This is a genomic window from Lutimaribacter pacificus, from assembly GCF_900142185.1.
In the GTDB taxonomy this organism is placed as follows: Bacteria; Pseudomonadota; Alphaproteobacteria; order Rhodobacterales; family Rhodobacteraceae; genus Lutimaribacter; species Lutimaribacter pacificus.
Map to the genome: position 1 here is coordinate 1 of NZ_FQZZ01000002.1, position 22,888 is coordinate 22,888.

At 63.5% G+C, this 22,888-nt stretch carries 17 protein-coding genes and 1 tRNA gene; 17 read left to right on the forward strand and 1 reads right to left on the reverse strand.

The window, feature by feature from the left end; genetic code table 11:
* Positions 1 to 461: 461 nt before the first annotated feature.
* From F3H87_RS06050 to F3H87_RS06080, 7 genes are all read left to right on the forward strand, one after another.
* A tRNA-Thr gene (locus F3H87_RS06050) sits at positions 462 to 537 on the forward strand.
* A 378-nt stretch (positions 538 to 915) separates the two neighbouring features.
* Entirely contained in the window at positions 916 to 2,055 is a 1,140-nt protein-coding gene (locus F3H87_RS06055) for a C4-dicarboxylate TRAP transporter substrate-binding protein (RefSeq protein WP_149787699.1), read from the forward strand.
* A gap of 79 nt (positions 2,056 to 2,134) precedes the next feature.
* Positions 2,135 to 2,671, forward strand: a complete 537-nt coding sequence (locus tag F3H87_RS06060; protein WP_188129173.1) for a TRAP transporter small permease — start codon at positions 2,135 to 2,137, stop codon at positions 2,669 to 2,671.
* Positions 2,664 to 3,971, forward strand: a complete 1,308-nt coding sequence (locus tag F3H87_RS06065) for a TRAP transporter large permease (RefSeq protein WP_149787701.1) — start codon at positions 2,664 to 2,666, stop codon at positions 3,969 to 3,971. The genes F3H87_RS06060 and F3H87_RS06065 overlap by 8 nt, the downstream gene beginning before the upstream one ends.
* Before the next feature lie 91 nt (positions 3,972 to 4,062).
* A complete protein-coding gene (locus F3H87_RS06070) occupies positions 4,063 to 4,770 on the forward strand; it encodes a 3-oxoacid CoA-transferase subunit A (protein WP_149787702.1) in 708 nt (235 codons plus the stop codon).
* Positions 4,767 to 5,453, forward strand: a complete 687-nt coding sequence (locus F3H87_RS06075; protein WP_149787703.1) for a 3-oxoacid CoA-transferase subunit B — start codon at positions 4,767 to 4,769, stop codon at positions 5,451 to 5,453. Before F3H87_RS06070 ends, F3H87_RS06075 begins: the two co-directional genes overlap by 4 nt.
* Before the next feature lie 149 nt (positions 5,454 to 5,602).
* Positions 5,603 to 9,118: an indolepyruvate ferredoxin oxidoreductase family protein gene (locus F3H87_RS06080; protein ID WP_149787704.1), complete on the forward strand. Its 3,516-nt coding sequence runs from the start codon at positions 5,603 to 5,605 to the stop codon at positions 9,116 to 9,118.
* A 53-nt stretch (positions 9,119 to 9,171) separates the two neighbouring features.
* On the opposite strand, the gene F3H87_RS06085 is transcribed toward F3H87_RS06080, so the two are convergent.
* On the reverse strand, positions 9,172 to 9,990 hold the full coding sequence (locus F3H87_RS06085) for an SDR family oxidoreductase (protein WP_149787705.1): 819 nt from the start codon (positions 9,988 to 9,990) through the stop codon (positions 9,172 to 9,174).
* 139 nt (positions 9,991 to 10,129) lie between these two features.
* On the opposite strand from F3H87_RS06085, the gene F3H87_RS06090 reads away from it, so the two are divergent.
* The 10 genes from F3H87_RS06090 (at position 10,130) to F3H87_RS06130 (ending at position 22,888) form a co-directional block, all read left to right on the forward strand.
* Positions 10,130 to 10,621: a PadR family transcriptional regulator gene (locus tag F3H87_RS06090; RefSeq protein WP_262974976.1), complete on the forward strand. Its 492-nt coding sequence runs from the start codon at positions 10,130 to 10,132 to the stop codon at positions 10,619 to 10,621.
* An 86-nt stretch (positions 10,622 to 10,707) separates the two neighbouring features.
* On the forward strand, positions 10,708 to 11,379 hold the full coding sequence (locus tag F3H87_RS06095; RefSeq protein WP_223228012.1) for a Crp/Fnr family transcriptional regulator: 672 nt from the start codon (positions 10,708 to 10,710) through the stop codon (positions 11,377 to 11,379).
* A 331-nt stretch (positions 11,380 to 11,710) separates the two neighbouring features.
* Entirely contained in the window at positions 11,711 to 12,526 is an 816-nt protein-coding gene (locus tag F3H87_RS06100) for a helix-turn-helix transcriptional regulator (protein ID WP_149787708.1), read from the forward strand.
* 158 nt (positions 12,527 to 12,684) lie between these two features.
* Complete coding sequence (locus F3H87_RS06105; protein ID WP_188129175.1) at positions 12,685 to 14,814, forward strand: 3-hydroxyacyl-CoA dehydrogenase NAD-binding domain-containing protein; 2,130 nt, start codon at positions 12,685 to 12,687, stop codon at positions 14,812 to 14,814.
* Positions 14,814 to 16,001: an acetyl-CoA C-acyltransferase gene (locus F3H87_RS06110; RefSeq protein ID WP_149787710.1), complete on the forward strand. Its 1,188-nt coding sequence runs from the start codon at positions 14,814 to 14,816 to the stop codon at positions 15,999 to 16,001. The genes F3H87_RS06105 and F3H87_RS06110 overlap by 1 nt, the downstream gene beginning before the upstream one ends.
* Before the next feature lie 145 nt (positions 16,002 to 16,146).
* On the forward strand, positions 16,147 to 17,715 hold the full coding sequence (locus F3H87_RS06115) for a class I adenylate-forming enzyme family protein (RefSeq protein WP_223227988.1): 1,569 nt from the start codon (positions 16,147 to 16,149) through the stop codon (positions 17,713 to 17,715).
* Between the two features lie 36 nt (positions 17,716 to 17,751).
* On the forward strand, positions 17,752 to 17,916 hold the full coding sequence (locus F3H87_RS21785) for a hypothetical protein (protein WP_188129176.1): 165 nt from the start codon (positions 17,752 to 17,754) through the stop codon (positions 17,914 to 17,916).
* 3 nt (positions 17,917 to 17,919) lie between these two features.
* Positions 17,920 to 19,698 (forward strand): acyl-CoA dehydrogenase, encoded by a 1,779-nt coding sequence (locus F3H87_RS06120; RefSeq protein ID WP_149787711.1) that lies wholly within the window; start codon positions 17,920 to 17,922, stop codon positions 19,696 to 19,698.
* Between the two features lie 95 nt (positions 19,699 to 19,793).
* Entirely contained in the window at positions 19,794 to 20,525 is a 732-nt protein-coding gene (locus tag F3H87_RS06125; protein ID WP_149787712.1) for an ABC transporter ATP-binding protein, read from the forward strand.
* Entirely contained in the window at positions 20,519 to 22,888 is a 2,370-nt protein-coding gene (locus tag F3H87_RS06130) for an ABC transporter permease (RefSeq protein WP_149787713.1), read from the forward strand. The genes F3H87_RS06125 and F3H87_RS06130 overlap by 7 nt, the downstream gene beginning before the upstream one ends.

Here is a 22,888-nt window from a genome sequence, read left to right on the forward strand (position 1 = left end):
CGAAATCCGAAAGGGCAAAAGTGGACGACTTTTACGCCGCCCGCGACAACACTATGCCGTCGCTACCGTGGCCGAGTATTGCTCCGCCGTTCACAGACGATGACGACGGGAAACGGCTGGCTTTCCTGCTGTCGTGAAAATGGTTTCATCTACACGGATCACAGTAGCCGGGAATAACCCCTGCAGTCAATCAATTCACAACGTGATTTCATGTAGTTACGGGTGGAATGCCACCTCCTGAACCGGACGCCATGCAGAGCATATTCCGAGTCGTCCGCATCCCCCCTTTCGGGGGTGCGCAGGTCAGGGGCAGGCCCCGCATCGCGGCAAGGTGGACACCCGCCGCCCATCCGGTCTCATCCTGCCAGATCCGGCCCGGCATCGCCTTGCAACCGGGCGGCCCCGCCCCATGGCAATAGGGGCTTGCGCGTTCCCCGCCGACCGTTTACATCGGCGCGCGTGCCGGTGTAGCTCAGCTGGTAGAGCACGTCATTCGTAATGATGGGGTCGTAGGTTCGAGTCCTATCACCGGCACCAGCTTTCCCTGATGGGTTTGAAATTCCCCGATAGCCCGGCGATTTCCCGAGACGCCAGACCGGTGGCGCGCAAGGGTATGCCGGTTACGTGAAGGTTTCCTTCTTTTCTGAAACCGCCGGGGCACATGTCGCGCCGGACATGTCCATGCAGGAGCAGGCCGGCTGAACCCGGGGCACCCCCCAAGAATGACGCTAATTCGCTCCGCTGCCGCTCGACGCAAGAACGGAATGTCGGCCGCGGCTATGATTCTGCGCCAGGAGGACTCGTGCATCCGGGACGAACGGTTGCGCGACTGTTCTGGGCATTCGACTGCCGTAACAATGTAGCCGCAGGGCGCATGGCAGGCGAACACGGGGTCGACAGGAGGAGAAACCCATCATGACTATCTTCAAACGGATTATGCTGGCCGGTGGTTCAATCATTGCGCTTGCGGCACCGGCGGTGCAGGCCGACACCCTGAGCTATGCAAGCGGCTGGCCCCCCAGTGCGAGGGTGACGCCTGTTTTCGAAAAATACGCGGACACGATCGAAGAGAGGACCAATGGCGACCTCTCGATGAAGATATATCCTCTGAGCCTGCTGAACTTTCTTGAGGCGAACGAAGGCGTCAAGAACGGGATCGCGGATCTGGCCACCATGCTGACGCCCTATTTCGCGGCCGAATATCCCCGCATGAACATGCTGTCCGAGGCATCGTCGGTCATGGCGCTGGAAGGCAACGAGTCGTCGGTGCCGGCCATCGCCTATGCCGGGATGATGACGGAGCTGGTGATGCTCGATTGCCCGTCCTGCCAGGACGAGGTGAAGCGGCAGAACCAGGTCTCTCTGGGTGTTGCGATGACCCCGCCGTACCTGATGGCGTGCATGACCGAAATCACCTCGGCCGAGGAGCTGAAGGGCAAGCGGGTTCGTGCAGGCGGCGCATTCTGGTCGCGCTGGGTGGAGGCGATGGAGGCGGTGCCGGTTTCGCTGTCGATCAACGAAACCTTCGAGGCACTGGAGCAGGGCGTTCTGGATTGTTCGCTCGGCACCGCGCCCGACCTGGACAATTTCAGCCTGAACGAAGTCGTCAAGCATGTCTATCTCGGCGCGCCGAGCGGCATGTTCCCGTTCCCGACGAACATGAACCTCAACCGCTGGCAGGGGCTGAGCGAGGAACAGCGCGCGGTGATGCTGGATGCGAGCGCGGAGCTGATCGCCGGCCTGGCATGGGAATATCACCTGACCGGGCAGCAGGCGCTGGAGGATGTCGTTTCCGGCGGGAACGAGCTGACCGAGGTGTCGGACGATCTGCGCGCCAAGAGCCGGGCGTTCCTGCAAAGCGATCTCGACGCGCTGGCCGGCGCCTACAAGGCGAATTTCGGGATGGAAGGCGGCGATGAGCTTGTGCAGAAGATCTCGGCGCTTGCCCCCCGCTGGATCGAACTGGTCGAAGACGTGAACGGCCCCGATGAACTGGCCGAGATCCTCAAGCGCGAGATCTTCTCCAAAGTGGATGCAAAGACTTACGGAATGTAAGTTCCGGCGGCGCGTGGCGTTTCGGACGCCGCGCGCCTGTCTTTCGCTGAATGTCTTTTCACCGGCACGAGTGAACCTGATGAAATTTCTTGCCAACGGTTTGACCTTACTGGAAAAACTGGCCTCCTTCGCCGGCATGGCCTGCGTGGTGCTGATGATGATCCACGTCACCGCCGATGTCGCCGGACGTTCCTTTTTCGGGCACCCGGTTCCCGGAACGATTACCGTGGTTTCGAGCTTTTACATGGTCGCGCTCAGCTTCATACCCCTGGCCGTGGCCGAAAGGCTGAACGCGCATATCTCGGTCGATATCATCTTCGAAAGATTGCCCGCCTGGATGAAGCGCGCCCTCGTGTCGCTGAACTATCTTTTCGTCACGACCGTCCTGGCCTTTGCGACCGTCCGCACCTGGCAGGTGGCCGTCGACAAGACGAATATCGGCGCAGCCATACAGCAGGGAACCGCCATGGTTCCCGTCTGGCAAAGCTACTGGCTTCTCCCCGTCGGTCTGGGGCTGATGGCGCTGCTCTGCGTGACGAAACTCGGGCTGAGTCTGGTGAACCCCGACGCGCTGCTGGACGAGCAGGGCCCGAAAACGGAGAACATCTATGAGTGATGTTGCGATCGGGCTGAGCGGGCTCGGCATTCTTTTCGTGCTTATCGCACTGCGTTTTCACATCGGATTCGTGCTGATCGGCGTGTCTTTCTTCGGCCTGTGGCTTTTGCGGGGCTGGGGCCTGGCGTGGGGATCTCTTGGCCTCATTCCGTATCAGTTCACGGCGAACTGGGTGCTCAGTTCGATCCCGATGTTCCTGTTTCTCGGCTATATCAGCTACTATACCAACCTGACGGCCGGGCTGTTCAGCGCCGCGCGGGTCTGGACCTCGGCCCTGCCCGGCGGGCTGGCGATCGCCTCGATCTTCGGATCGGCGGGGTTCGCGGCGGTTTCGGGATCGTCGCTGGCCTGTTCGGCGGCCATGGGGCGGATCGCCGTCCCGGAAATGATCAAGCACAAGTATCACCCGGAACTGGCGACCGGGACGGTCGCCGTGGCGGGCACGATCGGTGCGCTGATCCCGCCCTCGATCATCCTTATCCTCTATGGGGTGATCGCGCAGGTCTCGGTGTCCGATCTGTTCCTTGGCGGAACCGCGGTCGGTATCATGACCATGGTCGGCTATGTTCTGGTGGTGTTCCTGCGGGTCAAGCTGAACCCTTCGCTTGCGCCGATGAGGGACGAGACGATGACCTTCGCCGAGCGAGTGTACCACCTCAAGGACACCTGGCCGATCCTGCTGGTCATGCTGGGCATCTTCGGCGGCCTTTTCGGCGGGATCTTCACGCCGACCGAGGCGGGGGCGGTGGGGGCATCGCTTGCCTGCCTGATCGCCCTGCTGCGCGGTGACATGACGCTCGAGCGGTTCAGCGACGCGGCCCGCGACACGATGACGGCGACCGGCTCGCTTATCATCATCGCGGTAGGGGCAAGCCTGCTGACCCGGTTCCTGGTGCTTTCCGGCGCGGGCGACTACCTGTCCGAAGCGATCATCGCCTTCGGCGCCAATCCCGTTTTGCTGATGGCCTGCGTGATCCTGGTCTATCTCGTCCTGGGCATGTTCCTGGAGCCCATCGGGTCGATGTTGCTGACGCTTCCCATCATCCTGCCGGTCATCGACGACGCGGGGTGGAGCCTGCTGTGGTTCGGCGTCGTGCTGACCAAGCTGCTGGAAATCGGGATGATCACGCCCCCGGTCGGCATGAACGTGTTTGTCATCAAGGGGGTTGTCGGAAAACTCGTATCCGTCGGCGCGATCTTCCGGGGTGTGGCGTGGTTCATCGTGTTCGACCTTCTGCTGGTCGTGCTGATCTCGATCTTCCCGGGAATGGTCGAGTTTCTGCCTGCCTTGCTGAAATGAGGTAAGCCGGGAAATCCCTGCCGCGACACCGTGTCTTGACGGCATGTTATGGCGCGCCCCGGCTATGCGCCCGATGCGAGAGGAGATGAGGATGGACAAGACCACTGCGACGCTTGCCGATGCGGTTGCCGGGATTCATGACGGGGCGACCGTCATGATCGGCGGCTTCGGCGGATCGGGTGCTCCGATAGAGCTGATCCACGCGCTGATCGACAAGGGCCCCAGGGGGCTGACGGTGATCAACAACAATGCCGGGAACGGGCATGTCGGCATCGCTGCGATGATCGAGCAGGGACTGGTGGCCAAAATGATCTGTTCGTTCCCGCGCTCACCGGAAACGGTGGCCTTCAACGAGGCATATATGGCCGGGCGGGTCGAGCTGGAACTGGTGCCGCAGGGCACGCTGGCCGAGCGTATCCGCGCCGCCGGGGCCGGTATTCCTGCATTCTATACCGCGGCCAGCTATGGCACCGAACTGGCCGAGGGCAAATCCACCGAGGAATTCGATGGCAAGCATTACGTGCGTGAACGCTGGCTCAAGGCCGATTTCGCGCTGATCAAGGCCCATACCGGCGACCGTCACGGCAACCTGACCTACCGGATGGCGGGGCGCAACTTTAACCCGGTGATGGCGATGGCGGCGACCCGCACGATCGCGCAGGTGTCGCGGCTTGTCGCGCCGGGCGGGATCGACCCCGAACATGTCGTCACCCCCGGTATCTTCGTGAATGCCGTGGTCGAGGTGCCCGACCCGGTGCAGGAGGAAATACTTATCCGTGAAGGAGCCGTCTATCCATGACCCTCGCACTCGACACGATCAAGCTGAGCAATGCCCAGATCGCCTGGCGCGCGGCGCAGGACATCGAGGATGGCGCCTATGTCAACCTCGGCATCGGTTTCCCCGAGATGGTGGCGCAATATACCGTCGCGGGGCGTGTTCCGGTCTTTCACACCGAAAACGGCGTGCTGGGTTTCGGCCCGACCCCGGCCCCCGGGGACGAGGACTGGGACCTGATCAACGCGGGCAAGAAGGCGATCACGCTGAAACCGGGCGCCGCGTTCTTTCACCACGCGGACAGCTTTGCGATGGTGCGCGGCGGGCATCTCGACCTTGCGGTTCTGGGCGCCTACCAGGTTGCGCAGAACGGCGATCTGGCGAACTGGTCCACCGGCAAGGGCGCGATCCCGGCGGTCGGCGGGGCGATGGACCTTGTGCAAAGCGCAAAGCGCGTGGCGGTCGTCACCGATCACGTCACCAAGAAAGGTGAGCCCAAGCTGGTCAATCGCTGCACCATGCCGCTGACGGGCGTATCCTGCGTGACCCGTGTCTATACCTCGCTTGCCGTGGTGGATATCGCGGACGGTCATTTCGTTCTGCGCGAAAAGCTTTCGGCCATTTCCTTCGATGACCTGCAGGCGGTGACCGGCGCCGAGCTGAAGACCGAGGGCGCCATAGGCGACCTGGTCGTTCCCGCGGCCTGAACCGGCCGGGTGGGGCGCAGGGCGTTCATCATCCGACGATGTTCCTTGCAGGCCAGCGGCTGCCGCCGGGCTTTGTCGCGCAGGCGACAGACCGGCGGGTGAACCGCCGCTATGGAATGCACAAGCCTAACTGCACGGGAGGACTCGATATGAACAAGCACGCCACGGCGTCTTCGTGGAAGACGGATGTGACCCTCTCGGACAAGTTCGTGAAACGGGACGGGCGAATCCTGATCTCGGGTGTGCAGGCGCTTGTCCGCCTGATGATCCTGCAGGCCGAACGCGACCGGCTGGCCGGCCTGCGGACCGGGGGCTTCGTCAGCGGCTATCGTGGATCGCCGCTCGGCACGCTGGATTCGGCCTTCGAACGCGCCGGCGGGTTGCCGCAGGAGGCCGGGATCGTCGTGAAACCGGCGGTCAACGAGGATCTGGCCGCGACCGCTGTCGCCGGCTCGCAGCAGCTCGAACGGTCGCCGGGGGCAAAGGTGGATGGCGTCTTTGCGCTGTGGTACGGCAAGGGGCCGGGGCTGGATCGGGCGGCCGATGCCGTCCGGCACGGCAACTATCAGGGATCTTCCGCGCATGGCGGTGTCGTGCTGGCGGTGGGGGACGACCATGTTGCGAAATCCTCCAGCATCATTTGCTACAGCGACGAGACGGTCGCCAGCCTTCAGGTGCCGCTGCTTTACCCGTCGGACCCCTATGAAACCGTTGTTTACGGTATGCACGGCTTTGCCATGTCGCGGCACACGGGATCGTGGGCGGCGCTCAAGATCGCCACCGAAGTGGCGGATTCCACCCGCTCGGTTCCTGCGAACGAGCTTGAGACCCCGATCGTTCTGCCGGATATCGGAAAACCGGCGACCGGGCTGCACAACCACTGGCCGGAAACGCCGGGGGATCAGGAAATCAAGCAGCAGACCTACCGGCTGCCGGCGGTCCATACCTATGTCCGCGCGAACGACCTGGACCGGATCGTGATCAAGGGCGACAAGGCCCGGATCGGTATCATGGCCGCGGGCAAGTCGTGGCTGGACCTGCGCGAGGGGCTGCGGCTTCTCGGTCTCGATGACGCCGATCTCGAACGGCTCGGCATCGCCCTTTACAAGCCGGCGATGATCTGGCCGCTGGAACCCCGGCGCCTGGCCGAATTCGCCGAGGGCCTTGAAACGCTGGTAGTTGTCGAGGAAAAGGCGCCTTTCGTCGAGGCACAGGTGAAGTCGATCCTGTATGGCATTGCCGACGCACCGCAGGTGTTCGGCAAGGAAGGCGAGGCGGGGCGCGTCCTGTTTCCCAAGACCGGCGACCTGACGCCGGAATACATCGCGGCCGAGCTAGGCGCGATCCTGGCGCGGGCAACCCACGACAACGCGCTTGGCGCCACTGTCGAGGAACGGCACAAGGATTTGCAGACGCTGATGGCATTCGCCCTGCCGCCGGTCGTGCGCAAGCCGTTCTTTTGCTCGGGCTGCCCGCATAACCGCTCGACCACGACCCTGCCCGACGGAAGCCGCGCGCTGGCGGGGATCGGCTGTCACGGTCTGGCGGCCTATAACCAGCCCGGCACGGAAACCTTCGCGCAGATGGGCGGTGAGGGCGTGCACTGGATGGGCCTGTCGCCCTTCACCGAAGAGCCCCATGTTTTCGTGAACATGGGCGACGGGACCTATTTCCATTCCGGGCTTCTGGCGATCCGTCAGGCGGTCGCGGCAAAGCTGAACGTCACTTACAAACTGCTTTACAACAGCGCCGTGGCGATGACCGGCGGGCAGCATGTCGACGGAGAGCTTTCGGTGGCCCAGGTGATCGACCAGGTGCGCGCCGAAGGGGTGGACACTATCGTTGTCTGCACCGACGATCCAGAGCGGTATCCGGCGCGCAGCGATGTCGGCGCAAAGGCGGACCGGATCGCGCATCGGGACGATCTGAACAAGGTTCAGGACGAGCTGCGCGCGAAACCCGGAGTAAGCGTGATCGTCTACGAGCAGATGTGCGCGACCGAAAAGCGCCGCCTGCGCAAGCGCGGCAAGCTGCCCGATCCCACCACGCGGGTGATGATCAACGAACGTGTGTGCGAGGATTGCGGCGATTGCTCGGCCGCCTCGAACTGCCTGTCGGTCGAGCCGGTGGAGTCGGAATTCGAGACGAAACGGCGCATCAACCAGTCGTCCTGCAACAAGGATTACAGTTGTCTCAACGGGTTCTGCCCCAGCTTCGTGACGGTCGAAGGCGCAACTATCCGCAAGCCCGTGCTTGTCGCCCCGCAGGATGATGCGGACCTGCCGCTTCCGGTCGGGGATGGGGTGGCGCCCGGTCGCCAGCGGGTTCTCGTGGCGGGGATCGGCGGAACCGGGGTGGTTACGACCACCGCCCTGTTGTCGATGGCGGCGCATATGTCCGGCCGGGATACGGCGGTGCTCGACCAGGTGGGCATGGCGCAAAAGGGCGGGGCAGTGACCAGCCACGTCCATATCTCGGACGGTGTGCCGATCAACGCCCTGCGCATTCCGGTCGGGACGGCCGATACCGTCATCGTCTGCGACGAGGTTGTGGGTAATGCCCGCGATGTGATTTCTGCAGTCGATCCAAGCCAAAGCTACGTGGTGGCAAATGCCGATGTGGCCATTACCGGGGATTTCACCCGGAACAGATCGGCACGCCCGGATGCCAGCCTGCTGGCCCGGCGGCTGGAAAAACGGGCGGGTGAAGGGCGTTTCGCTGCCTATCCGTTCACGCGCCTTGCCGAAAGGTTGTTCGGCGATGCCATCGCCTCGAACCTGATGATGGTGGGGTTTGCCTATCAGAAAGGGTGGCTGCACCTGGACAAGGCTGCGTTCGACGGGGCCATCGCGCTCAACGGGGCAGGTGTGGCGCTGAACCGGCAGGCGTTTGCTTGGGGCCGTCAACTGGCGCTGGACCCAAAGGCGGTGTTCAAGGCGGCGGATCTTCTGGAAAAGGCCCCCGAGACACTGGACGAGCGTATCGCGCGGCGTGCGAAATTCCTGTCCGAATACCAGGATCAGGCCTATGCCGACAGATACCTTGCCCGGATCGCGCGGCTGCGAGAGGCCGAGGCGCGTGTTTCCCCCGCCACGGCTGTCACCGAGGCGGCTACGCAGGCGCTGTTCCGGCTGATGTCCTACAAGGACGAATACGAGGTTGCGCGCCTTTACACTGACGGGGCCTTTGCGCAGTCTCTGTCCGAGCAGTTCGAAGGACCAGCCCGGTTGTCGTTCCACCTTGCCCCGCCCATCCTCGGCCGGCGGGACAAGCAGACGGGGCACCTGAAAAAGCGGAAATTCGGCCCGTGGGTTCTGCCGCTGTTCAGGACTATGAGCAGGTTCAAGGGGCTGCGCGGAACGCGCCTCGATCCGTTCGGATACACGGCGGAACGGCGCATGGAGCGGGCGCTTGTCACCGAGTTCGAGGCGATCCTCGACCGGATCGCGGCTGAGCTGACGGCCGGGAACCTGGGTGCAGCGGCGGAACTGGCTGCAATGCCGCTGTCAGTGCGTGGCTATGGCCACGTCAAGGAACGTGCCGTCACGCAATACCGGGCCGCGCTGGCAGGGAAACTGCGGGATTTCGCCGACAGTCCGCCCGCTGGCGGCAATGCCCCGTCCGCCCCGGCAAGTGCGATGGCCGCCCCCGCCGGACAGAATTGAGGCAAGCGCCGGAGGATATCCGGTTACGGCCTGCCGTCAGTGGGGACCGGAGCCTAGAGTACGAAAAGATCCTTCTCCGGCTGTGAGCCCGGAACGGCGGCGTATTCGCTGAAATCGCGGATGCCCGCCGATGCCAGAGCGTCCTCGTCGAGAAAGAAGTTTCCCGTACATGCCGCTGCGTCCTGCACAAGGATCGCATGTGCCGCATCGGCCATGATCCGGGGGTGCCGGCATCTGGAGGCTTCCGCGCCGACATGGTTCATGGCCGCGGTGTTGATCAGGGTCGCGGGCCAGAGGGCGTTGACGGCGATTCCCACATCGCGGAATTCCTCGGCCATGCCGAGCACAGTCATGCTCATTCCGAACTTGGACATGGTGTATCCGCAATGATCCCCGAACCATTGCGGCACCAGGTTGAGGGGCGGGGACAACACCAGGACATGCGGGTTTTCCGCCCTGACCAGATGGGGATAGCACGCCTGCGTCATGGCAAAGGTGCCGCGGACATTGACCTGATGCATCAGGTCAAACCGCTTCATCGGCAGTTCCGGGGTCTTGGACAGGTTGATGGCGCTTGCGTTGTTGATAAGGATGTCGATCCCGCCGAAGGTTTCGACCGCCTGTTCCACGGTGGCGGCGATCGCATCGTCATCGCGCACGTCCAGCACCAGCGGCAGGGCCTGCCCGCCCGCGTTGCGGATTTCCTCTGCGGCGGAATGGATCGTGCCCTCAAGCTTGGGGTTGGGTGACGACGTCTTTGACGCGACGACGATATTGGCGCCATCGCGCGCCGCACGCAGTGCGATTTCGCGTCCGATTCCACGGCTCGCGCCGGTGATAAGGATCGTCTTGCCCTTCAGGGATGCGGTCATGTTTTCGTGCCTCGCGCCGGATGTCTGTCTTGATTAGTCCGAATGATATGGTATGATTCGGACTATGTCAAAGCCAAAGACCACGCTGCCTGCATCCGATCCCATCCGCCTGAGCCCTGTTTCATACGTGGTGCTGGGCTTGATCCGGCTGCGCGGGCCCTCCACCTCCTATGACCTCAAGCGTGCCGTGGGGCGGTCCATCCAATACTTCTGGCCGTTCCCGCATTCGCAGCTATACGTCGAACCCAACCGGCTGGCGGATGCGGGCCTGTTGACGCAGGAACAGGAAAGCGACGGCCGCCGGCGCAAGCTGTTTTCGCTGACGGATGCCGGACGGGACGCCTTGAATGATTGGCTCGGTTCAGCGCCCGAACAGGTCTTTGATCTGCGGGACATGGCGATCATGCAGCTGTTCTTTGCCGATTTCATGAATGCCGGGCAGTTGACCGAACTGGCCAGGGAACAGGTAAGGTTCCATACCGACCGGATTTCGAGATTCGAAGAGATCGCGGAAAATACGACGGGCTTCGCCGGTCAGAACCGGATGCTACCGCTGGATCTGGGGCTCAGGATTTCGCAGGCCTGTGTTGAGTTCTGGTCCGAGGTGCTGGAGAAAAGAGGCGACACATGACACCGCCACGCCGGGCCATGCCTTCGGGCTGCGCCCCGGGACCTGACGCGAGGAGCGAAGGGATGACGCCGGCCACGCAGTATCGCATGTTCGACCTAGTGCAATGGCTGCCGGCGGACGCCGCCGACGCCTTTGCGCGGCGGGTGAAGCGCCGACAATACCAGGCCGGGCAACTGATCTATGCGCAGGGCGATGAGGGGGCCGAGATGTATCGGATCGTTTCCGGTCATGTGCGGATGCTTGCCCGGACCGAAGAGGGCCGCGAAGTCGTTTTTTTGCGGTTCGGCCCCGGCGATTGCTTTGGTGTATCGAGCCTTATCGACGATGCCCCCCGCCCACATACCGCAGAGGCTGCGAGTGCCGTCGAAATGGAGGTGCTTTCCCGCCGCGATTGCAACGAACTCCGGTCCGAATACCGTGGTTTCGACGCGGGTCTGTTGCAACTGATGTCGCGGATGATGCGATATTCCAGCGGCCTGTTCCGGGAACTCAGCCTGGGCGGGATCGAGCAGAGAATCGCCCTGCGTATCCTGCAGGGCGTGGAGGCCGCAAGCAAAGCCGCGCCTCGTGATGGCCCCGGCGAACTGGCGCTGTCACAATCCGAAATCGCACTGATGGTCGGCGCATCGCGTCAGACGGTCAACCGTATCCTGAACCGGATGCAGGACGCTGGCATAATCGCGACCGAATACAACAACATAGTCGTAAAGGATATGACGGGGCTGCGCGGATTGGCGGTGTCCGCACCGGACGATTGAGGGCGTCCGTTCCGGCCGATCCGGTTCGGTTTTGCCTGGGACTCCGGGTCGTCTTGACCGGGTTCCCCGAGAGCGGCATGATCGCTTCGCCGTTCGGGAAGGAGCTGTTTGCGATCAAATGTGTGGTATGGGGCATGGCCCCGCTTTAAGTGGTTTCTGCCGTCGACATCCGGCACGTATTATCAGGCCATTCGTCGATACGATGATTGCGATTGAGGACATTCCGACTGTTCCCGGACCGAACTGGCGCCATCCGGGTGGATGACCGGATACTGGTTGCACAAGACTGTCACTTTCCATCCGGCCGGTTTTGCCCCGGGGAGGAGCAAGGATGAACACACAGCCCATGATAATGGTTGCGCCCGACAGGGTCCTGCATGTTTGCAGGCTTGGTTCGCGGCTCGATTACCGCGTTATCGGGGCGCATGTCATATATGTCGGGCTTGAGGAGGAAATCACCGTTTATCAGCCCGACGGTTCCTCGACGAGATCGCGCGTAATCTCGGTCAAACCGTATCAGCGGCATCGCATCGCCGCTGGCAGGCAATACGTGAAAACGATCCTGGTTGAGCCGGAAACCGCAACCGAGCGGTGCCTCGACGATCTGCACGACACCATCGGCGACACAACGCTGGTCGAGCCGCTTTTGGCCGGATTGCTTGATCCCAATCCCCTCAGGCGGGCATTTTCCTGCGAGTCCACAGCCCCGATCACCAAGCACGAATTCGACCGCCTGAATTTCGGGTACGAACTGGAGTCCAGAGAGATGGACGAGCGGATCGAAGTCGCCACCAAGATGCTCCGGGACAGTATCGGCGACGCAATCCTGACCGACGATTGTGCCGAGGAATTTTCAATCTCAAGCTCCAGGTTCCGTCGCCTGTTCGTAGGCGATACCGGCGTTCAATTTCGGAAATACAGAATGTGGAGACGCGCCCGGGCGTATCTTGAGCAGGTGCTCTCCATGTCCTCGCTGACGGAAATCGCGCTGGATCTGGGATATCCCGATTCCACGCATTTCAGCCGCTCGATCCGTTCCACATACGGTTTGCCGCCGCGCGAGATGAAGACCAGAATGCAGGGGTCCGATTTCCTGATTTCGAACGAGCGCAGCCGGTCCGTCCGGCTTTACGACCACAGCCGCTGAGATCTGCGGGGCTGACCCTCGTTCCGGTATCGCGTCGGTGTCATGGCTCGTGGGCATGAGGCAACAGCGCAGGAAATATCTCCGCGCATAGTGCCGTTCGACGCAAGATTGTCTGAAACGGACGACGTATGCATCCTCCAACGATCGAGGAGGAGTCCATGGGCAAACTGGTAAGCATTTCGACGCGCGACAACGTCGTGATCCTTGAAATCGACAATCCGCCGGTCAACGCATTGTCACGGCAGCTTATCGAAGAGCTTTCCCGGCAGGTGGATGCTTTCCTCGATATGCCGGATGCGCTGGGGCTGGTCATCCATGGCGCGGGCAGGACATTCGTCGCAGGCGGGGATATCGCTGATTTCGAGCGCCCCGATTTTTCCCCTAAGCGGCTGAACGACACCCTCCTCCGGCTTGAGGGCAGTTTGCGCCCCGTTGTTGCCCTGGTGCACGGGACCGTCCTCGGCGGTGGGCTGGAGCTTGCGATGGCGTGCCATCACCGCATCGCCGCCACCGGGACCAGGTTCGGAATGCCCGAGATCAATCTCGGCCTGATCCCCGGATCGCACGGCACCCAGCGATTGCCGCGCCTTGTGGGGCTGGGGCCGGCGGCGGACATGATCGCAACAGGCAAGATGATCGGCGTTGAACAGGGGCAATCGCTTGGCCTTATCGACGCGGTGTCAGGGAAGGACGACCTGCTGTCGGCCGGGGTGGCGGCCGTAAAGAAACTGGCGGGCGCAGAGCCACGCCGGACATCCGCCCTGAACGTGGCTGCGACCGGTGCGGACGACCTGTCGTCGCTTGAGGCGAAGGTGGCGGCCAGCCCCGGCCAGCCGGCCTATGACGCTGCGCTGAAATCCATGATCGCGGCACGGGACATGGGTTTTGCCGACGGCATCGGGGTCGAGGCAGAGCTTTTCGCCGACCTTGTCAAATCTCCGGCGTCCCGCGCGCTGCGGTATCAGTTCTTCGCGGAGCGGACGGCCATGAAGATTCCCGGGCTTGGCGATGTCTCGCCGCGTGCGGTGGAAACGGTGGGCGTTCTCGGCATCGGGACGATGGGTGCCGGTATCGCCCTGGCCGCGGCGCTGGCCGGTTTTCCGGTCACCCTGGTCGAGGTCGATCAGGCGGCGCTCGATCGCGGGATGAACAGGGTTCAGGATACGATCGGTGGCATGGTCAAGCGCGGGCGCCTCGGTGAGGCCGAGGCCGCGGCCTGCCGGGCGCGCATGACGGGCGCGGTCGGTCTTGAGGCGCTGGGCAAGGTCGATCTGGTGATCGAAGCGGTGTTCGAGGATATGCAGCTGAAATGCGACATCGCGGCGTCGCTTGGGAATACCTGCAAGCCCGGTGCGATCATTGCGACCAACACCTCGACACTGGATGTGGACGTGATCGCCGGCAAGACCGGGCGCGCGGGCGATGTGGTCGGAACACATTTCTTCTCGCCCGCGCATATCATGAAACTGCTCGAAGTGGTGCGCGGCGACAAAACCGCCCCGGACGTGCTGAAGGCGATCCTCGCATTCGCCCGGAAGATCGGGAAAACCGTGGTCGTCAGCGGCGTCTGCTATGGTTTTATCGGCAACCGCATGGCCGAGGTCTATATGCGCGAAAGCGAGCGGATGCAGCTTGAAGGGGCGACGCCCGGCGATATCGACAATGTGGCCGAAGACCCCGGTACCTGGGGCATGGCCATGGGGCCAAGCCGGATGCTGGACATGGCCGGCGTCGATGTCGGTGCACGCACGGTGATCGAATGGATCAAGTCGGGCGAAGGGCCGCAGGACCCCTCTTACCGCATTCTCTGCCGCGAGATGTTTGCCGCCGACCTTCACGGCCAGAAGACCGGGCAGGGCTACTATCGGTACGAGGGACGCAAGGCCCTGCCGAACCCCGCTACGCATGACCTTGCCCGCGATCTGGCCGGGAAATACGGCGTGGACCGCCGCGATGCCCTGAGCCGGGAAGAGATCCTGGAGCGGCTGCTTTTCCCCATGGTGAACGAGGCGGCGCGGATACTGGAGGAAGGTATCGCCTATCGCGGCGCGGATATAGATGTGGTCTGGACCAACGGCTACGGCTTTCCGCGCTGGCGCGGCGGGCCTCTTTTCATGGCCGACGAGATCGGGCTGCAAAAGGTGGTCGACCGCATGGATTACTACGCCCGGGAAACGGGCAATGCCTGGGGCTACTGGGATGTCTCCCCGCTTTTGCGGCGGCTCGCCAGCGAAGGCGGCCGCCTGAGCGATTGGGAAAACGGAAACGGAAACGAAGGAACCCCCTGATGAGAGACGCTGTCGTCGTAAGCACCGCCAGAACCGGCATCGGCAAGGCCTATCGCGGTGCGCTGAACATGACCAAATCGCCAAGCCTGACCGGGTTCGTCCTGTCCCACGCGGCCGAGCGGGCCGGCGTCGACCCGGCCGAGATCGAGGATTGCGTTCTGGGCACGGTGCTGGCCGCGGGCACCGCCGGGATGAACCTGGCGCGCAATGGCGTGTTTGCGGCGGGGCTGCCGGTAAGCGTTGCCGCGCAAACCATGGACCGGCAATGCGCCTCGGGCCTGATGGCCATCGCAACTGCCGCCAAGCAGGTTATCGTCGACGGGATGGACGTGGTGCTGGCCGGCGGGCAGGAAAACATCTCGGCGGTGCAGGCACCCTATTTCGACTGGGTGCAGAAAGACGCCGATCCCAACGTGATCGCAAAGGTTCCCGGCGCCTATATGCCGATGCTGAAGACGGCGGAAACGGTCGCCGAACGGTACGGAATCACCCGCGAGGCACAGGATCTGTACGCGCTGGAATCGCAGCAACGCACCGCCCGCGCGCAGGAGCAGGGCCTGTTCGACGATGAAATCGTGCCCTTGACCACGACCATGGCGGTAAAGGACCGTGACACCGGCGAAATCTCCGAGGTCGAGGTCACATTGTCCAAAGACGAAGGGAACCGCCCCCAGACCACTTTGGAAAGCCTGTCCGCGCTCAACCCCGTTCTCGAAGGCGGTTCGGTAACGGCGGGAAATGCCTCGCAACTGTCCGATGGCGCCTCGGCCTGCGTGATCATGGAGGCAGGGGTTGCCGCACGACGCGGTCTTGCGCCCCTGGGTATCTATCGGGGCATGGCAGTGGCCGGTTGCGAACCCGACGAGATGGGGATCGGCCCGGTCCACGCCATCCCCAAGCTGCTGAAGCAGAACGGGCTGACCGTCGACGATATCGGCGTGTGGGAACTGAACGAGGCCTTTGCCTGCCAGGCAGTCTATTGCCGCGATTTCCTTGGCATCGACCCTGCGCGCTACAACCCGAACGGCGGCGGGATCTCGGTCGGGCATCCCTATGGCATGACGGGTGCACGGCTGGTCGGTCACGCGCTTCTGGAGGGGCGGCGGCGCAGGGAAAAATACGTCGTCGTAACGATGTGCGTGGGCGGTGGCATGGGCGCGGCGGCCCTGTTCGAAACCGCGCTTTGACGGAGCGACGACAACGGATGGACATCCGTTGAAACCGCAGGGGCGGCAACTGGGAAACCGGCCGCTGCCCCCGCGGCACAAGCGATAAGACAGGCGTTCCGCTATCCTGAACGGGACGCGAAGGAACCGGGTGGAGGATTGCGTTGTGAAGATCGGCAAGGACGATATCAGAAGAGAACTTCACTTCTCCGACAGGGTCATCAAGTGTTTCGCGGATCGCCCGCAGCGTATCATGGACGCGCTCGAATCCGTCATCGACCGGCATTCGGATAAGACCGCGCTGGTGGATGGCGAAAAGCGTCTGAGCTATGGCCAGCTGGGTGAGCGTGTTTCGGTGCTGGCGGGGCAGATTCGGACATTGGGGTTGGCGCAGGGCGATCGGGTCGGCATCGTGATCCCGAACCGTGTGGAGTTCGTCGTCACGCTGTTGGCCATCTGGCGGCTCGGCGCCGTGCCGGTGCCCGTCAACACCCGCGAGGCCGGGCCCGAAACGGCTTATATCCTTGAGGATTGCAAGGCGACCGGCCTGATCTATGACCGGGACTATCCTCACGCGATTCCGCCGGACGAGGCGACGCCTTCGCTGTCCTGGCGTCTGACCGTCGACGATTTCCGCGACACGGTCGACGCGCCGGTCCGCGCCTCGCCGAAGGATGGCATTTCCGAGGATGACCTGGCCTGTATCCTTTATACGTCGGGCACGACGGGCCATCCGAAGGGTGCGATGCTGTCGCATCTCGGCATCATCCATTCGATGCTGCATTACACGCACCATCTGGGCCTTGGGCCCGACGACAATGCGCTTCTGGTCGTGCCCGCCACCCATATCACGGGGCTGATCGGGCTTGTCATGGCATCGCTCGGGGTCGGCGCGAAGCTGGTGATGATGCAGGTCTTTCAGACCGGCGAGGTCATGCAGATCGCCGCGCAGGAACGCATGACCTATTCGATCATGGTGCCCGCCATGTATAATCTGTTGTTGTTGCGAGAGGATTTTTCGAAACACGACCTGTCCGACTGGCGGGTGGGGGCCTATGGCGGTGCTGTCATGCCGCTGGATACGATCGAAAAACTTGCCGCTTTCCTTCCGGGGCTGAACCTCGTCAACGCCTATGGCGCGACCGAAACGACCTCGCCCACCAGCTTCGTGCCGCTGGGGTCGGATTCCTCGGTCTTCAACACGATCGGCAAACCGGTCGCCTGCGCCGAGGTGATCGTCATGAACGACGAGGGCCACGAATGCGCCCCCGGCGAAGAGGGCGAGTTCTGGATACGCGGCCCGATGGTCATATCCGGTTACTGGAACCGGCCCGACGTCAACGCATCCGATTTCGTCAGCGGCTTCTGGCGCTCGGGGGATCTGGGCGAGATCACCGAAGACGGCTTCATGCGTATCCACGACCGGATAAAGGATCTGGTCAATCGCGGCGGCTACAAGATCTTCAGCAGCGAGGTTGAGAATGTCCTGATGACGCATGACAACGTTGTCGAGGTGGCCGTTGTCCCGCGCCCCTGTCCGGTTCTGGGAGAGCGTGTCCACGCCTTCGTCCACGTGAAAACGCCGATGAACAGCCCCGACGAACTGATCGCCCTCTGTGCTGCGGAACTGTCGGACTACAAGGTGCCCGAAACCTTCACCCTGACGGATGAGCCCCTGCCGCGAAACGCCAACGGGAAGGTTCTCAAGCGCAAGCTGCGCGAAAGCCTGACCTGAACCGGCCCGTCCCGAGTGAAACATACGAGCGACAGCATGTCCGACCCGACCCCCTCCGACCCGCTGATCCAGGTGGCGCCCACCGAACAGGGCCTGCGTACCTGCCTGATCATGCTGAACGACGTTGCCCCGGCTGACCCCCTTGAGGCCAAGACGCTCAGGCAGGCGCGACAGATGACAATTTCCGCGAAAGGACTCTGAGCGATGGCTGACGGTATGCGACGCGAAATCGACTTTCTTCTTTATGACTGGCTGCGTGCCGAAACCCTTACGCAGTCGGATGTCTTCTCCGGCCAGGAGCGGGGGGACTGGGAGGCTTTCCTCGATCTGTCCGGCGCGATTTCGTGGAACGAGTTTCTGCCCTGCTACAAGATCGCCGATCATGAGGAACCGTTCCTGCAGGACGGACAGGTGATCGTCCAGAAGGACCTGAAACAGGCACTGCAGACCTATATCGAAGCCGGTTTGCACCTTGCGACGGTCGATCCCGAAAACGGCGGCATGGGCTTTCCGTTCGCTGTCGCTTCGGCCGCCATGGCCGAACTGATGGCGGCCAACGTGGCGGGGTCGGGCTTTGTGATGCTGTCCATAGCGAATGCACGGATGATCGCCGATTTCGGCAGCCCTGAACAGATCGCCGCCTTTGCGGAACCTCAGTTCCAGGGCGCAGCCCTCGGTACGATGTGCCTGTCCGAGCCCGACACCGGGTCGTCGCTGGGGGACGTCACGACCCGCGCCACACCGGACGGCGAAGACAGCCTGGGCCTGCGATACCGTATCCGGGGGCGGAAGATGTGGATTTCCGCCGGCGATCAGGACGTGACCGGAAACGTCATTCACCTCGTGCTCGGCAAGGTCGTGCAGCCCGACGGCAGCACCGTGCCCGGGCCGAAGGGGACATCGCTGTTCGTTGTCCCGAAGATCCTGCCCGAAAATCTGGGATCGACGCGGAACGACGTGGCTGTTGCCGGCCTCAATCACAAGATGGGATACCGGGGCACGCCCAACTGCCTGCTGAATTTCGGCGAAAACGACGGTGCAATCGGATGGCGCATCGGCGCGGAAGGCGACGGGTTGCGGATCATGTTCCAGATGATGAACGAGGCGCGGACCAATGTCGGCCTCGGTGGTGCGGCCGTGGCCTATCGCGGCTACATGCTTGCCCGCAGCTATGCGAGCGAACGCATCCAGGGCCGCCCCGTGCACGACAAGCAGATCGAAAAGCCCGTGCCGATCCTGTGTCACCCCGATGTCCGGCGGATGCTGCTGGTGCAAAAAACGATCTCGGAAGGTGCACTGGCGCTTTGCCTCAAGTCGGCGATGCTCTGCGATCTGCTGCGCGCGCACCAGGACCCGGTGCAGAAGGATCGGGCCAGGTCGTTGCTGGAACTCCTGACGCCGGTCATCAAATCCTGGCCGTCCGAGCAGGGGCTGGTCGCGCTGCATCAGGCGATCCAGGTCCACGGGGGCTATGGCTATACCCGTGATTTCGATGTCGAGCAGCTTTACCGCGACAGCCGCCTCAACCCGATCCACGAGGGCACGACGGGCATTCAGGCGATCGACCTGCTGGGCCGCAAGATCCTCGGGGATGGCGGCGCGTCCTTTGCCGTATTCCTGGACGAAGTGCGCGGGACAGTGGCACGCGCCGGCGCCTTCCCGGACGAGGCGGAAAAACTGTCCGGCCTCTGCGATCTGTTCGACGGGCTTGTGCGCGATCTCCTTGCACAGAACGCCCCGGCGGATGCGCTTTCAAACGCGGGCGCATTTCTGGACGGGTTCGGGCACATGGTTCTGGCATGGATCTGGCTGGATCTCGCCATCGCCGCCCAGGCGGCGACCGACGCCGCGATGGCCGAGGAAAAACGCTGGGCCTGCCGCTTCTTCTATGCCGTCGAGGTGCCGAAGATCCCCGGTATGCTTGCCCTTCTTCGTGAACAGCAATCCCTGACACGCGACGTCCCCGACCACGTCCTGATCTGAAGGGCGACGATACCCCGCCTTCGGCCCCTTGATGTGGGTCAAGACAGCACCCGTGCAATATGGCAGGGTGGGGCCGGATGCCGTGTGGATTGGGAATGTCGGATAACGCAACAGACCCGGCTGAGATGGTGTTTCGCACCCGCGGCCTGACCAAGATTTACGGCGGGGGCGGCACGGCCGAGGTGCGCGCGCTGGACGGGGTGGACCTGGACCTGCCCGAGGGGGAGCTTGTGGTGCTGCTGGGCCCGTCGGGCAGCGGCAAGTCGACGCTGCTGAACATCATCGGCGGGCTCGATCACGCGACATCGGGGCAGGCCTGGTTCCGCGATCAGGAACTGACGGCCATGACCGACCGGCAGCTGACCCGCTACCGGCGCGATCACGTGGGGTTTGTCTTTCAGTTCTACAACCTGGTGGCCAGCCTGACGGCGCGCGAAAACGTCGCCCTCGTGACCGACGTGGCGGCCGATCCAATGGACCCGGACGAGGCGCTTGACCTTGTCGGTCTGTCGGGGCGGCTGGATCATTTCCCCGCCCAGATGTCGGGGGGCGAGCAGCAGCGCGTCGCCATCGCCCGCGCCATCGCCAAGCGCCCCGGCGTTCTGCTGTGCGACGAACCGACCGGCGCGCTGGACAGCAAGACGGGCACCGCGGTTCTGGCCGCGCTGGAACAGGTGAATACCCGTTTCGGCACCACCACGCTGGTGATCACCCACAATGCCGGTATCCGAAAGATGGCCCATCGCGTGATCCGCTTCCACGATGGCCGCGTGGTCGAGATCGAACAGAACGCCACGCGCGTGTCCGCGTCGGAGATCGAATGGTGATGCTGCACGCGCTCGACCGCAAACTTGTCCGCGATCTGTGGCGCCTCAAGGCGCAGTCGCTGGCCATCGCGCTGGTGCTGGCCTGTGGCGTGGCGATCTTCCTGACCGGGCTGGGCATGGTGCGCGCGCTCGAAGCGACCTTGCAGGATTACTACAGCCGCCAGCATTTCGCCCATGTCTTTGCCAGCGCCCGCCGTGCGCCGCTGTCGGTGGTGCAGGACGTGGCCGCGATCGACGGTGTCCAGACGGTCGAGGCGCGGATCACGGGGCAGGTCATTCTGGATCTGCCGGGCCGCGTGGCGCCGGCCTCGGGGCGGGTGCTGTCCCTGCCCGAGGGCGGGCCGGTCCTGAACGTGCCGCTGCTGGTGCAGGGGCGCCTGCCCGACCCGGACTCGGACACCGAGGTCGCCGTGACCGACCGGTTCGCCCACGCCAACGGGTTTCGCCCCGGCGACCGCTTTGCCGCCGTCGCCGACGGCACAAGGCTGGACCTGACCGTGACCGGCACCCTGCGCAGCCCCGAGTTCCTGTATACCGTGCCACCCGGCGGGCTGATGCCGGACGACGAAGGATACGGCATCATCTGGATGCCCGAGCGCGCGGCCGCCGCCACCTTTGGCCTGACCGGGGCGTTCAACGACCTGTCCCTGAAGCTGCGGCGCGATGCCCGGCTGCCGGAGGTGATCGGCCGGGTCGACGCGATACTGGACCCGTGGGGCGGCACCGGCGCGCATGACCGCGAATTGCAGGTCAGCCATTCCTTCATCAAGGCCGAACTGGACCAGCTGCGCAGCATGTCCGTGGTCATGCCGCCGATCTTTTTCGGTATCGCCGCCTTCCTGGTCAACATGGTGCTCGGGCGGATCGTGGCGCTGGAACGGTCCGAGATCGGGCTGCTCAAGGCGCTGGGATACCGGGATACCGAGATCGCGCTGCACTATCTCATGCTGGCCGCGCTGGTGGCCGCCATCGGGATCGGGATCGGATGGGCGGTGGGCGCGTGGCTGTCGTCGGGGATGTCGCGGCTTTATGCCCGGTTCTTCGATTTTCCCTGGCTGGTGCAGCCGCACGATCTGGATGTCTATGCGCTGGCGGGACTGATCGGGCTGACGGCAGCCGCGCTCGGGGCAATCCGCGCGGCATGGGGCGCGGCGCGGCTGGCACCCGCCGTGGCCATGGCCCCGCCCGCACCGCCCAGTTTCCGGCGTGGGCATATGGATGCGCTGGCGCACTGGCTGCGCCTGCCGCAGACTGCGATGATGGTGCTGCGCGGCATCCTGCGCTGGCCGGTGCGCGCGGGGATGACCGCGCTCGGGCTGTCGCTGGGTGTGGCGATCCTGGCAGCGTCGAGCGCGATGCTGGATTCGCTCGACGTGATGATGGAGTCGGCGTTCTTCAAATCGAACCGGCAACACGCATCCCTGAGTCTGGCGCAAGAGGTGGGGCTGGACGCCGTGACCGACGCGCGCCACCTGCCCGGCGTGCTGGTGGCCGAGCCGCAATTCAACCTGCCCGTGACGCTGCATAACGGTGCCCGGTCCAAGCGGCTGGCGATCAGCGCACGGATGCCGGGGGGCGATCTGGCGCGCACGCTGGATGTAGAAGGCCGGCATGTTCCCCTGCCGGAAAAGGGGATCATGCTGTCCGATCAACTGGCCGATTACCTGGGGCTTGTCCCTGGCGACCAGGTGCTGGTCGAACTTTCGGGCACCCGCAGTGGCCAGTTCCACGTGCCGGTCGCGGGGGTGACCACGCAATATATCGGGATCGGCGCCTATATGCAGATGGATGCGCTGGCCGCGCACCTGCGCGAGGGCCCGCGCGTCACCACGCTCAACCTGTGGATCGACATGGCGCAGCTGCCGGAACTGCAGGCCGCCCTCAAGGAAACACCGATGCTGGCGACCGTCGCGATGCTGACGGACGTGCGCAACAGTTTCCAGGCCACGATCAGCGAAACCGTGCAGATCTACTCGGTTCTGTTCATCACCATCTCGGTGCTGATCACGGTGGGCGTCGCCTATAACGGGGCGCGTATCCAACTATCGGAACGCGCGCGCGAACTGGCCAGTTTACGCATTCTCGGGTTTACCCGGACCGAGGTGTCGTCGATCCTGCTGGGGGAAACCGCGCTGCTGGCGCTTTTCGCGCAACCGCTTGGCTGGCTGATCGGGGCGTGGATTTCCTGGGCGATGGTGGCGGGTTTTCAAAGCGATCTCTACACCATCCCCCTGGTTCTGACGCCTGCGAATTTCGCCAGCGCCAGCCTGATAACCCTTGCCGCCGTCGCGGCGGCTGCGCTGCTTGTGCGGCGCCGGCTTGACCGGGCCGATCTTGTCGCGGTTCTGAAAACACGGGAGTGA

Bases quoted from the DNA above. Each gene is read 5' to 3' on its own strand.
- F3H87_RS06055 (WP_149787699.1), top strand. From the start codon at position 916: ATGACTATCTTCAAACGGATTATGCTGGCCGGTGGTTCAATCATTGCG.
- F3H87_RS06060 (WP_188129173.1), top strand. From the start codon at position 2,135: ATGAAATTTCTTGCCAACGGTTTGACCTTACTGGAAAAACTGGCCTCC.
- F3H87_RS06065 (WP_149787701.1), top strand. From the start codon at position 2,664: ATGAGTGATGTTGCGATCGGGCTGAGCGGGCTCGGCATTCTTTTCGTG.
- F3H87_RS06070 (WP_149787702.1), top strand. From the start codon at position 4,063: ATGGACAAGACCACTGCGACGCTTGCCGATGCGGTTGCCGGGATTCAT.
- F3H87_RS06075 (WP_149787703.1), top strand. From the start codon at position 4,767: ATGACCCTCGCACTCGACACGATCAAGCTGAGCAATGCCCAGATCGCC.
- F3H87_RS06080 (WP_149787704.1), top strand. From the start codon at position 5,603: ATGAACAAGCACGCCACGGCGTCTTCGTGGAAGACGGATGTGACCCTC.
- F3H87_RS06085 (WP_149787705.1), bottom strand. From the start codon at position 9,990: ATGACCGCATCCCTGAAGGGCAAGACGATCCTTATCACCGGCGCGAGC.
- F3H87_RS06095 (WP_223228012.1), top strand. From the start codon at position 10,708: ATGTTCGACCTAGTGCAATGGCTGCCGGCGGACGCCGCCGACGCCTTT.
- F3H87_RS06100 (WP_149787708.1), top strand. From the start codon at position 11,711: ATGAACACACAGCCCATGATAATGGTTGCGCCCGACAGGGTCCTGCAT.
- F3H87_RS06105 (WP_188129175.1), top strand. From the start codon at position 12,685: ATGGGCAAACTGGTAAGCATTTCGACGCGCGACAACGTCGTGATCCTT.
- F3H87_RS06110 (WP_149787710.1), top strand. From the start codon at position 14,814: ATGAGAGACGCTGTCGTCGTAAGCACCGCCAGAACCGGCATCGGCAAG.
- F3H87_RS21785 (WP_188129176.1), top strand. From the start codon at position 17,752: ATGTCCGACCCGACCCCCTCCGACCCGCTGATCCAGGTGGCGCCCACC.
- F3H87_RS06120 (WP_149787711.1), top strand. From the start codon at position 17,920: ATGGCTGACGGTATGCGACGCGAAATCGACTTTCTTCTTTATGACTGG.
- F3H87_RS06125 (WP_149787712.1), top strand. From the start codon at position 19,794: ATGTCGGATAACGCAACAGACCCGGCTGAGATGGTGTTTCGCACCCGC.
- F3H87_RS06130 (WP_149787713.1), top strand. From the start codon at position 20,519: ATGGTGATGCTGCACGCGCTCGACCGCAAACTTGTCCGCGATCTGTGG.